We start from the raw sequence: 11780 nt of genomic DNA on the forward strand, positions 1-11780 counted from the left end.
GGCGCAGCCCCTCGCGCGCGGCGGGCAGGTCGCAGAACTCGCCGGCCGCGTGGAAGTGCGCCACCGCCTCCACCAGCGCGCCGGAGCGCTCCAGCGAGAGCCCCGCCGCGAGCGTCCGCTGCGACTCGGCGCGGAGCGCCGGCGTGCAGGAGATCCCGTCCGCGCGCGCGGCCCCGGCGGCGGCGAGCGCCGCGACCGCGATCACCGCCGCGCCGCCCGGGCCCGGGCGGAGGCTCACGGACGGCCGCCCTTCATCATCTTCATCATGTCGCCCATGCCCGGCATCCCGGCGGGCAGCTCCATCTTCGACCAGCCGGCGGGGATCTCGAACAGGTGGGCCGGCTGCGGCCCGACCTGCAGGTTCGTCAGCTCGAGCTTGAACCGGGTCTTGCTCCCCTCGGACCTCGCCACCGCGTCCACCTTCACGACGATGCCGTCCTTGCTCGTCCAGAAGAACCCGCCGAGCTTCGTCCCGCTGGCCCGGTCCGTCATGACGACCTTCGTCTTCTTGCAGGGGACGCCGTTCACGACCTCCTCGCCGGCGGGCGTCTGCTCGATGTCGTAGGACGGCGGCTGCCCGGCGCCCGCGGGGCCCGCCTCGCCGAACGCGTTCTCCATGTACATCCGCTGCTCGGGCATGAGCGTCCACACCACCTTGCGGTCGGTGCGGACGATCGTGGTCGAGACGTGGCCCCCCAGGTCCAGCTCGCGGCGCTCCTTGCCCTTCGCGGACCAGATCTTCGACGGCATGCGCCCGGCCTCGGTCTCCATGACCGCGTCGGCGCGGTACTCGACCGTCGGCGGCGGGCCGAGGCTCAGGGACTGCGCGAGCGCGGGGCCGGCGAGGAGGAGCGCGAGCAGGGCGGCGAGGTGTCGGAGCATGGGCGTCCTTTCGGCAGCGGCGCTGCCAGGCCGCGCGGGGCGCGGCGGCGCGCAGGATGCACCGGCGGAGCACCGTCGCTCGCGGCCCTTCGGGGCGGGACGCTCGGGGGAGCCCGCGGCGGATCCGGCGGAGAGCCAGGGGCGCTGGCCGCGCGCACAGGGGCGGACCGGGTAGCGTTCACCCGCGGTCGCCGCACCGCCGGCGCCGGGCGGGACCGCCGGCGGCGGGCGCCGCCGGCGATCCGGTCGATCGAGCGCGCTCGCTCACTCGCAGTTCTGCGGCTGCGGGCATCGCGCCGGGCGCTCGTACTTGCACGTGCAGGGACAGGCCTCCTTGCACGCCTTCAGGAGCGCCACGTTGCCCTTGTCCGCGCCGCGGCCCACCGGGAACTGCGCGTCGCAGGCCTGCGTGCAGGCGCTCTCGCACGGCCCGATCCCGCAGCTCGTGTCGCCGCCCTCCTCCACGCAGCCGGTGGCGACCTGATCGGCCTCCTGCACCGCGGGGAGCATCGCCACCGCCTGGCCCGAGGCGCACACGGTCTGGCCGAGGTCGTCCACGTAGGTCTGGCAGGTGCCCCCCTTCGCGAACGCCTCGATGCTGAAGGTGACCGGGATGGCCTCCGGGCACCCGAGCGCCACCCGCACGCCGTCACAGCCCGTGTAGTAGTGCCAGCGGTTCTGGAACGGCGAGAGGTCGGTGACGGTGTCCCAGACGTACCGCACCGTCCGGTCCTGGGAGTTCACCACCTCGGTGAAGTTGCCGGCGGTGACGCTGCTCAGCGTCGCGACCACGCCCTGGTCCGCGGGCTCGCCGCGAGCCACGTGAGCTTCTTCATGTGGTGTCCCCCCTCGAGGTTCCGCCGGCGCGCCCCTGGGCGACGCCGGCATGCGCGGAAGTGTCGCCGCCCCCGCTGGCCTGCGGCAGTCCCGCGACGCCGCGTCGCCGGCAACACCGACGGGCATACCCGCGTCGGGGAGGTTCGCCCCGAGTCGCGGGCGGCGCGCGAGCGCGGACGCTACGCTGGGTCGGTGGACACGCTCGCGCTCCAGGCCAACGGCCTCCGCTTCGCGGCGCTCGCCGACGGCCCCGGCGACGGTCCGCTCGCGCTGCTCCTGCACGGCTTCCCGGAGCTGGCCCGCTCCTGGCGGCACCAGCTCCCCGCGCTCGCCGCCGCCGGCTGGCGCGCGGTCGCGCCCGACCTCCGCGGCTACGGCGCCAGCGAGAAGCGGGGCCCCTTCGACCTCGCCACGCTGGCGGCGGACGCGGCCGGGCTGGTGCGGGCGCTCGGGCGCGAGCGCGCGGTGGTGATCGGGCACGACTGGGGCGGGGCGGTGGCGTGGGCGGTCGCGGCCCGCCACCCCGAGGTGGTGTCGCGGCTCGTGATCCTGAACGCGCCGCACCCGGCCGCGTTCGCGCGCGAGCTGCGCCGCAACCGCCGTCAGCTCCTCCGCTCGTCGTACATGCTCCTGTTCCAGGTGCCGCTCCTCCCGGAGTGGCTGCTCACCCGCGACCGGGCCGCCGGCGTGGCCCGCGCCATCCGCGGCGGCTCGTACGTGCGCAGCGCCTGGCCGGCCGAGGAGCTGGAGCCGTATCGCCGCGCGTTCCTGCAGCCCGGCGCCGCGCGCGCCGCGCTCGGCTACTACCGGGCGGCGTTCCGCGGCCGCCGCTCGCCCGGGCCGCGGCCCCGGCCCGTCTCCGCGCCCACGCTGATCCTGTGGGGCGTCGAGGACCGCTTCCTCGGCGTGGAGACCATCGCGCGGGCGAAGCTCGCGCCCTACCTCGCGCCCGGCAACGCGCCGGAGATCGAGCCGATCGAGGGCGCGGGCCACTTCGTGCAGAACGAGGCGCCGGAGCAGGTGAACGCGGCGCTGCTCCGCTGGCTCGGCCCAGGCGCCGGGAGGTCCGGAACGTGAACGCCCATCCGCTGCTCGTCTCCCCCGCGCTCGCGGCGGCGCTCGCGCTCGCGGTCGCGCCCGCCCCGGCGCGATCCGCGCCGGCGGACCTCCAGGTGAGCCCGGTGGCCGACGGCGCGATCACCGCGGGCGCGCTCGCGGCCGCGCTGGGCCTGCGCCTGTTCGAGCGCGACCTGCTCCCCGCCACCTGCCGCTGGTGCAGCCCGGGCCGCTTCGACGCCTGGGCGCACGAGACGCTGGCGTGGAGGCACCCCTCGCGCGCGGCGACCGCCTCCGACCTGCTCGGCGTGGGCGTGCCCCTCGGCGCGGCGGCGGCGCTGGCGGTCCCCGACCTCGCGGCGGGCGCGCCCCGGCGCGCGGCCGAGGACGCGCTGCTCGTCGCCGAGGCGGTCTCGATCGCGACGCTCGGCACCGAGCTGGTGAAGGTGGGCACCGACCGGATCCGGCCGGACGCCTGGGACGGGAGCGGGCCGGCGCACGCGCTCGACTCGCGCGTCTCCTTCTGGTCGGGCCACACCGCGACCGCGTTCGCCGCGGCGGCCGCCGCGGGCACGATCGCGACGCTGCGCGACGCGCCGGCCGCGCCGTGGATCGTCGGCGGGGGCGCGGCGGCGGCGAGCGCCGTCGGCTACCTGCGGCTGGCCGCGGATCGCCACTGGGCGACCGACGTGCTCGCCGGCGCCGGGTGGGGGACGGCGGTGGGGATCCTCGTGCCCCTGCTCCACTGGCACCCGATCGCGCACGTGCGCCTGGTGCCGGCGCCGGGCGGGATCGCGGGGGTGTTCTAGCTCAGCCGTCGTACGTGTAGACGCGGACCGTGAGCGCGGGCAGGTCGAACGAGGCCGCGCCGGCCGCGTCGGCCGTGGCCGCCGGCGCCGTGGCGGGCAGGCGCGGCGCGAGCGCGGCCCCGGGCGCGAGGCCGGTCACCTGGAGCGTGAGGGGGACGACGTCGTAGTTGAGGAGCACGAGCGCGTGCGAGGCCCCGAGCGCGCGGCGGAACGAGAGCGTCGCCCCGGACGCGCGCGCGCCCTCGTAGCCGCCGCGGTCCAGCGCCGGCACCGCGCGGCGGAGCGCGATCACCTCGCGGTAGAACTCGAGCAGCGAGCCGGCGCGGCCCCGCTCCGCCTCGACGTTGTGCGTGGCCACGTTCGAGGGCAGCGCCCGGAACGGCTTGCCGGTGGTGAACCCGGCGGTGCGCGCGTCGCCGGTCCAGCTCATGGGCGTGCGCAGCCGCCAGTCGCCGGAGAGCGAGCCGGCGCCGCCCAGGCCGACCTCCTCGCCGTAGTAGACGAACGGGATGCCGGGCTGCAGGAGGTACGTCGCGGCCGCGAGGCGGTAGCGCGCCTCGTCCCCGCCGAGCTGGTCCCAGGGGCGCTGGCCGGCGAACGCGTCGTGGTTGGAGAGCATGGTGGCGGCGGCGTGGCGGGCCGGGTCCTCGAAGTAGGCCGCCACCCGCGCGACCGCCGCCGGGTCGCCGCGCGCCGCGCCCATCACGTCGTACTGGTGACCGAACGCGAAGGCGCTGCCGCACGCGGCGGTGAAGCCTGCCGGGTCGTCCGGCCCCTCGCACACCATGAAGCGCCGCTCGTAGCCGTCGAGCAGCGCCCGCACCTCCGCCATCCGCACATAGTTCTGCGGCTGGTCGTTCCAGGCGGCGGGCCCGTTCTCGAACAGCATCCCCACCGCGTCGAAGCGGAACCCGTCCACGCCGCGGTTCAGCCAGAAGCGCTGGCTGTCGGCGTGGTACGCGGCCACCGCCGGGTTCGCGAGGTCGAAGTCCGGCATGTTCGACGCGAACGGCGCGTAGTACCAGCCGGTGCCGTGCTGGCGCCACGGGTTGCCGCCGTACACCGACCAGTCGAGCGGCTGCGATGGCTTCCACAGGTACCAGCCGCGGTACGGGTTCGACTTGCCGTCGGCGGAGTTGAGGAACAGCGGGTTCGTGGCCGCGCTGTGGTTCATCACGTAGTCGACGATCACGCCGATGCCGCGGGCGTGGGCCGCCGCGACGAGCGCGTCGAGGTCCTCGAGCGTGCCGTAGTCCGGCTCGACGCCGCGGTAGTCGGCGACCGCGTAGCCGTGGTCGTGGTCCTGGCTGGCCGTGACCGGCATGAGCCAGATCCCGCGCACGCCCAGCTCCGCCAGGTAGTCGAGCCGGCTCGCCAGGCCGCGCAGGTCCCCCACCCCGTCGCCGTCGGAGTCCTGGTAGCCGCGGACGTAGATCTCGGCGAAGGGCCCCCGCTCCCAGCCGTCGGGGAGCGCGCTGCCCGGGTCCGCGGCGGGCACCGGCGAGACGTCCACCGGCGGCGGAGGGGTGGAGCCGCCGCCGCCGCAGGCGAGCGCGGCGAGGACGGCCGCGGCGAGGAGGGCGAGCGGGGTGCGGCGGGGCGATCGCGCGGGCGTCATGGGCGCCTCCGGCGGACCGGGCCGGGCGCGACGCGCGTCCGTCCGGGCGCTGCCCTGCTCTCTACGTGCGGACGCGGAGCCGCGTCAACGTCCCCGAGGTCGCGCGGCGGGTGGGCTCGCTCACGGCCGGAAGGCGCGCAGGAACGTCTGGACCGCGCGCCGGACGGTGCCGCGGACGTCCTCGGGTGACGCCTCCTGCAGCACGCCCAGGTGCAGCCGCATCATCACGTCGCCGTGGCAGAGGTTCACGAACTGCACCGCGGCGTAGTAGGGGTCGTCCACGCGGAGCAGGCCCCGCGCCGCCCAGCGCGAGAGGGCCGCGGCGATGAGCTCGTGCGTGACCCGCGCGCCGCGCTCGTACAGCATCTTCCCGATCTCCGGCAGCCGGAACGCCTCCAGGGCGCTCCGGTAGAGCGCCACCGCCTCGCGGGAGAGGAACTTCGCGAGCAGGCGCTCGCCCACCGCCTGCAGCGCGGACTCGAGATCGTCGCTCGTCTCGGAGAACAGCGCCTCGAGGTCGGACCGCATCTCGTGGGAGCCCTGCTCGAAGCAGGCGAGGAACAGCGCGCTCTTGTCGTCGAAGTGGTTGTAGAGCGTGGCCTTGGAGACGCCGGTGCGGGAGGCGATCAGATCCACGCTGGCCCGCTCGTACCCGAGCTCCGCGAAGACCTTTCGCGCCCCATCCAGGATCTGCTGGCGCTTGCCCGTGCACCAATCGGGGGGTCTATGTGCCTGGTTCTCGGACATGTCGTCGGTTGAACTAAACGGTTTAGTATTGACTGTCAACCCGTGTACCCGTAGGTTCCGCCCGCCTGTTGAACTGAACGGTTTAGTGTTGACCGCTCCCGGCGGCGCGGCTATCTGTACCGCCCTCCCGGGCTCACGGATCCGTTCCCCGGGCCTCAAAGGAACTGCGATGAACCCCTCCCTCCGCTCCCCTCGCGCCGCGCGGCGCGCTCCCGCCCTCTTCTCCGGCAAGCGCGCCCTGGTGCTCGCCGCGCTCGCGCTCGCCGCCGCCGGCTGCGGCGGCAAGAAGCAGGAAGCGCGCGCTCCCGGCCCGGTGGAGGTCGGCGTGGTCACGATCTCCCCGCAGGCGGTGACGCTCACCACCGAGCTCCCCGGCCGCGTCTCGGCGTTCAAGGTCGCCGAGGTGCGCGCCCGCGTGAACGGCATCGTGCTGAAGCGCCTGTTCACCGAGGGCAGCGACGTGAAGCAGGGGCAGCCGCTGTTCAAGATCGACCCGGCGCCCTACCAGGCCGCGCTCGACAGCGCCCGGGCGCAGCTCGCCCGCGCCGAGGCGACGCTCGCGTCGGCCCGGCTCACCTCCGAGCGCTACACCGAGCTCGTGGCCGCGAACGCGGTCAGCCGGCAGGAGCACGAGGACGCCGTGGCCGCGCTCAAGAAGGCCGAGGCCGACGTGGCCGCGGGCAGGGCGGCGGTGGACGCGGCCCGCATCAACCTCGGCTACACCACCGTCACCTCGCCGGTGAGCGGCCGCATCGGCCGCTCCGAGGTGACCGAGGGCGCCTACGTGCAGGCCGCGCAGGCCACGCTGCTCGCCACGGTGCAGCAGCTCGACCCGGTCTACGTGGACGTGACGCAGTCCAGCGCCGAGCTGCTCCGGATGCGCCGCGACCTCGAGGCCGGCAAGCTCCAGTCCGCCGGCGCCGGCAAGGCCAAGGTCGCGCTCACCACCGAGGACGGCCACGAGTACGGGCTGCCGGGCACGCTGCAGTTCGCCGACGTGACCGTGGACCCGGGCACCGGGTCGGTGAAGCTGCGCGCCATCTTCCCCAACCCGCGCGCCGAGCTGCTCCCCGGCACCTACGTGCGGGCGCGCCTGGCCGAGGGCGTGGACCCGGCGGCGCTGCTCGTCCCGCAGCGCGGCGTCGCCCGCAACAACAAGGGCGAGCCCACCGCGCTGGTGGTCGCCGGCGGCAAGGCCGAGCTGCGCACCCTGTCCACCGAGCGCGTCGTGGGCGACGCGTGGCTGGTGACCGGCGGGATCAAGCCGGGCGACCAGGTGATCGTCGAGGGGCTGCAGAAGGTGCGCCCCGGCGCGCCGGTCAACCCCGTTCCGGCCGGCGTCGCCAAGCAGGCGAGCGCGGCCCCCGCGGCGGGCCAGCCCGGCCCGTCGGGCGCGGCGCGCTGAGGTCCCGGCGAGCGTGACCGCGCGGCGGCCGGCCCCGGGCCGGCCGCCCGCGCACCCCCCTTCCCTTTTCGCAGTCGAGGAGTCGTCGTGGCCAGGTTCTTCATCGACAGGCCCATCTTCGCGTGGGTCATCTCGATCATGATCATGCTGGCCGGCGGGCTCGCCATCCTGGGCCTGCCGGTCTCGCAGTACCCCGCCATCGCGCCGCCGGTCGTCACGGTGTTCGCGACGTACCCGGGCGCGAACGCGCAGACCCTGGAGAACTCGGTCACCCAGGTCATCGAGCAGAAGATGACCGGCATCGACCACCTCCGGTACATGTCCGCCGCGAGCGACAGCTCCGGCAACGCCAGCGTCACGCTCACGTTCGACGCCGAGGCCGATCCGGACATCGCGCAGATGCAGGTGCAGAACAAGCTGCAGAACGCGATGCCGCTGCTCCCGCAGCAGGTGCAGCAGCAGGGCGTCCGCGTGCTGAAGACCGTCAACAACTACCTGCTCATCGCCGGCCTCATCTCCGAGGACGGCAGCATGACCCGCGACGACCTGAACGACTACGCGTTCTCGAACATCGTGGACCAGATCAGCCGCGTCACCGGCGTGGGCGAGGTGACCGCGTTCGGCACGCAGTACGCGATGCGCATCTGGCTCGACGCCGACAAGCTCGCCAGCTTCCAGCTCACGCCGCTCGACGTGAGCGCGGCCATCCGGGCCCAGAACGCGCAGGTGTCCACCGGCTCGCTGGGCGCCGCCCCGGCCGTCCCCGGCCAGCAGCTCAACGCCACCGTCACCTCGCAGACCCGCCTGCAGACGCCGGAGCAGTTCCTCAACATCCTGCTGCGGGTGAACCCCGACGGCTCGCAGGTGCGCCTGCGCGACGTGGGCACCGCGAACCTCGGCGGCGAGACCTACGAGATCGAGAGCTACTACAACGGCAAGCCCGCCGGCGGCATGGGCATCAAGCTCGCCTCCGGCGCGAACGCGCTCAAGACCGCGGACCTGGTGCGCGCCAAGCTCGCGGAGCTGTCGCAGTTCTTCCCGCCGGGGATGAAGGTCGTCTACCCGGTGGACTCGACGCCGTTCGTGCGGATCTCGATCGAGGAGGTGGTGAAGACCCTCGTCGAGGCCATCATCCTCGTGTTCCTGGTGATGTTCCTGTTCCTCCAGAACTTCCGCGCGACGCTCATCCCCACCATCGCCGTGCCGGTGGTGCTGCTCGGCACGTTCGGCGTGCTGGCCGCGGCGGGCTTCACCGTCAACACGCTCACCATGCTCGGCCTGGTGCTCGCCATCGGCCTGCTGGTGGACGACGCCATCGTGGTGGTCGAGAACGTCGAGCGCGTCATGAGCGAGGAGGGCCTCTCGCCGCGCGAGGCCACCCGCAAGTCGATGGACCAGATCACCGGCGCGCTCGTCGGCATCGCGCTGGTGCTCGCCGCGGTGTTCGTGCCCATGGCGTTCTTCGGCGGCTCGGTGGGCGTCATCTACCGGCAGTTCTCCATCACCGTGGTCTCGGCGATGGCGCTCTCGGTGCTGGTCGCGCTGACGCTCACCCCGGCGCTCTGCGCCACCATGCTGAAGCCGGTCGAGAAGGGCCACCACGCCGCCGAGAGGGGCTTCTTCGGCTGGTTCAACCGGCTCTACGGCCGGGGCAGCGGGATCTACGAGAAGTCGGTCGGCTGGGTGCTGCGCCGCGCCGGCCGCGCCCTGATCGTCTACGCCCTGCTGCTCGCCGCCCTGGGCGCCCTGTTCCTCCACCTGCCCACCGGCTTCCTCCCCGAGGAGGACCAGGGCTCGATCATCAACATGGTGCAGCTGCCCGCCGGCGCCACCATGGACCGCACCCGCACGGTGATGCAGGAGGTGACGCGGCACTACCTCGAGGACGAGAAGGACAACGTCGAGGCGGTGATGGCGATCACCGGCTTCAGCTTCTCCGGCCGCGGCCAGAACGCCGGCCTCGCGTTCGTGCGCCTCAAGGACTGGGGCGAGCGCCCGAAGAAGGAGCAGCACGCGCCGGCCGTCGCCGGGCGCGCCATGCGGGCGTTCTCGCAGATCAAGGACGGCCTCGCGTTCGCGTTCGTCCCGCCGGCGGTGCCCGAGCTCGGCAACGCCACCGGCTTCGAGCTGCAGCTGCAGGACCGCGGCAACCTCGGGCACGAGGCGCTCATGGCGGCCCGCAACCAGCTGCTCGGCATGGCCGCGAAGGATCCCCGGCTCGCCAAGGTCCGCCCGCTCGGCCTGGAGGATACGCCGCAGTACCGCATCGACGTGGACCAGCAGAAGGCGGCCGCCCTCGGGCTCGCGCTCTCCGACATCAACGCCACGCTCTCGAGCACCTGGGGCGTCAACTACGTCGACGACTTCGTGGACAAGGGGCGCACCAAGCGCGTGTACGTGCAGGCGGCGGCGCCGTTCCGCATGAAGCCGGAGGACCTGAACCGCTGGTACGTGCGCAACCGCGCCGGCCAGATGGTGCCGTTCTCGGCGTTCTCCACCGGCACCTGGGTGTACGGGCCGACCAAGCTCGAGCGCTTCAACGGGTCCCCGGCCATGGTGATCCAGGGCGAGCCCTCGCCCGGCCACAGCTCGGGCGAGGCCATGGCCGCGATGGAGGAGCACGTGAAGGCGCTCCCGGCCGGCATCGGCCTGGAGTGGTCCGGCCTCTCCTACGAGGAGCGGCTCTCCGGCGCGAACGCCCCGGCGCTCTACGCCATCTCGCTGCTGGTGGTGTTCCTGGCGCTGGCGGCCCTCTACGAGAGCTGGTCGGTCCCGTTCTCGGTGATGCTGGTGGTGCCGCTCGGCGTGCTCGGCGCGGTGCTGTTCACCGAGCTCGCCGGGCTGGACGCGGGCGTCTACTTCCAGGTCGGCCTGCTCACCACCATCGGCCTCTCGGCCAAGAACGCCATCCTCATCGTCGAGTTCGCGAAGTCCCTGTACGAGCAGGGCATGAGCCTGTTCGACGCCGCCGTGGAGGCGGCCCGCATGCGCCTCCGCCCCATCGTCATGACCTCGCTCGCCTTCATCCTCGGCGTGCTCCCGCTCGCCATCGCCAACGGGGCCGGGGCGGCCGGGCAGAACGCCATCGGCATGGCGGTGATCGGCGGCATGGTCTCCGCGACCTTCCTCGCCATCCTGCTCGTGCCGGTGTTCTTCATGAAGGTCGTCCGCAAGCGGAAGGCGCCGCCGCCCGACCTGGTGGCCGGGCCGCGCGACGAGGACGAGGCCGCGCCCAAGGAGATCGCCCATGCGTAGCCCCGGCCTCGCGGCGCTCGCCGCCGTGTCCGCCCTCGCCGTCTCGGGCTGCACGCTCGCGCCCCGCTACCAGCGCCCCGCCGCGCCGGTCGCCGCCGAGTTCCCCGGCGACACCGGGGCCGCGGCCGGCCCGGCCGCCGCCGACCTCGGCTGGCGCGACGTGTTCCAGGATCCCGGCCTGCAGGCCGTGATCGACCAGGCGCTCCGCGAGAACCGCGACCTCCGCGTCGCGGCGCTCAACGTGGAGCTGGCCCGGGCCCAGTACGGCATCCAGCGCTCCTACCTGCTGCCCACCGTGGGCGCGAGCGGGAGCGGCAGCCGCTCGCGCACCGCCAAGGACCTCAGCTTCACCGGCGAGCCGTCGGTGGGGAACGTCTTCTCGGCCGGCGTGGGGATGACCGCGTTCGAGATCGACCTGTTCGGCCGCGTGCGCAGCCTGCGCAACCAGGCGCTGGAGCAGTACCTCGCGACCGAGGAGGCACACCGCAGCGCGCACCTGGCGCTGGTCTCGGAGGTCGCCGTCCAGTACCTCGCCTCGCGGGCGCTGCAGTCGCAGGTGGCGCTCGCCGAGCAGACGCTGCAGACGGTGCAGCAGTCGTACGACCTCGCGAAGCGCACGTTCGAGGCCGGCCGCACCTCCGAGCTCGACTTCCGCACCGCCGAGGCGCAGGTGGAGACCGCCCGCGTGAACCTGTCCGCCTACCGGCAGGCGCTCGCGCAGGCGGAGAACGCGCTGGTGCTGCTGGCCGGCGGCCCGCTCCCGAAGGACCTGCCGGCGGCGGCGCCGCTGGAGCAGCAGCCGCCGGTGGCGGAGCTGCCCGCCGGCCTCCCCTCCGACCTCCTGCAGCGCCGGCCCGACATCCTCTCGGCCGAGCACCAGCTCAAGGCGGCCAACGCCAGCATCGGCGCGGCGCGCGCCGCGTTCTTCCCGTCGATCTCGCTCACCGCCTCGGTGGGCACGGCCTCGACCGAGCTGTCGAACCTGTTCACCGCCGGCTCCGGCACCTGGGCGTTCTCGCCGCGCATCGACCTGCCCATCTTCACCGGCGGGCGGAACAAGGCGAACCTCGACGCCGCCAACGTGCGCAAGTCGATCCAGATCGCGAGCTACGAGCGGGCCATCCAGGTGGCGTTCCGCGAGGTGGCCGACGCGCTGGTGGCGCGCGGGCGC

At 74.0% G+C, this 11780-nt stretch carries 10 protein-coding genes; 5 read left to right on the forward strand and 5 right to left on the reverse strand.

Annotation, left to right across the window (positions count from 1 at the left end; all coding sequences use genetic code 11):
* From PSR1_RS16715 to PSR1_RS16725, 3 genes are all read right to left on the reverse strand, one after another.
* Positions 1 to 238: hypothetical protein (locus PSR1_RS16715; protein ID WP_152643370.1), on the reverse strand; the 238-nt coding region annotated here is incomplete at its 3' end.
* Positions 235 to 882, reverse strand: a complete 648-nt coding sequence (locus PSR1_RS16720; RefSeq protein ID WP_059438601.1) for a DUF4412 domain-containing protein — start codon at positions 880 to 882, stop codon at positions 235 to 237. The genes PSR1_RS16720 and PSR1_RS16715, both read right to left, overlap by 4 nt.
* A gap of 264 nt (positions 883 to 1146) precedes the next feature.
* Positions 1147 to 1704: a hypothetical protein gene (locus PSR1_RS16725; protein WP_237758075.1), complete on the reverse strand. Its 558-nt coding sequence runs from the start codon at positions 1702 to 1704 to the stop codon at positions 1147 to 1149.
* Positions 1705 to 1911: 207 nt separating this feature from the next.
* Between PSR1_RS16725 and PSR1_RS16730 the strand changes: the two genes are divergently transcribed.
* Together PSR1_RS16730 and PSR1_RS16735 are read left to right on the forward strand one after the other, a co-directional pair.
* Positions 1912 to 2796, forward strand: coding sequence for an alpha/beta fold hydrolase (locus PSR1_RS16730; protein WP_059438602.1), 885 nt, complete (start codon positions 1912 to 1914; stop codon positions 2794 to 2796).
* Positions 2793 to 3584 carry a phosphatase PAP2 family protein gene (locus PSR1_RS16735; RefSeq protein ID WP_059438603.1) on the forward strand — a complete coding sequence of 264 codons (792 nt, stop codon included), beginning with the start codon at positions 2793 to 2795 and terminating at the stop codon, positions 3582 to 3584. Before PSR1_RS16730 ends, PSR1_RS16735 begins: the two co-directional genes overlap by 4 nt.
* Position 3585: 1 nt before the next feature.
* Here PSR1_RS16735 and PSR1_RS16740 read toward each other — a convergent pair whose 3' ends face one another.
* Together PSR1_RS16740 and PSR1_RS16745 are read right to left on the reverse strand one after the other, a co-directional pair.
* Entirely contained in the window at positions 3586 to 5202 is a 1617-nt protein-coding gene (locus tag PSR1_RS16740) for an alpha-amylase family glycosyl hydrolase (RefSeq protein WP_059438604.1), read from the reverse strand.
* 120 nt (positions 5203 to 5322) lie between these two features.
* Positions 5323 to 5949, reverse strand: coding sequence for a TetR/AcrR family transcriptional regulator (locus PSR1_RS16745; RefSeq protein WP_059438605.1), 627 nt, complete (start codon positions 5947 to 5949; stop codon positions 5323 to 5325).
* Positions 5950 to 6118: 169 nt separating this feature from the next.
* Between PSR1_RS16745 and PSR1_RS16750 the strand changes: the two genes are divergently transcribed.
* The 3 genes from PSR1_RS16750 to PSR1_RS16760 all read left to right on the forward strand — a co-directional run.
* Positions 6119 to 7354, forward strand: coding sequence for an efflux RND transporter periplasmic adaptor subunit (locus PSR1_RS16750; protein ID WP_059438606.1), 1236 nt, complete (start codon positions 6119 to 6121; stop codon positions 7352 to 7354).
* Between the two features lie 87 nt (positions 7355 to 7441).
* Entirely contained in the window at positions 7442 to 10609 is a 3168-nt protein-coding gene (locus PSR1_RS16755) for an efflux RND transporter permease subunit (RefSeq protein ID WP_059438607.1), read from the forward strand.
* On the forward strand, positions 10602 to 11780 hold a 1179-nt coding region (locus PSR1_RS16760), incomplete at its 3' end, for an efflux transporter outer membrane subunit (protein ID WP_059438608.1). The genes PSR1_RS16755 and PSR1_RS16760, both read left to right, overlap by 8 nt.

The sequence above is a fragment of the Anaeromyxobacter sp. PSR-1 genome, from assembly GCF_000964525.1.
In the GTDB taxonomy this organism is placed as follows: domain Bacteria; phylum Myxococcota; class Myxococcia; order Myxococcales; family Anaeromyxobacteraceae; genus Anaeromyxobacter.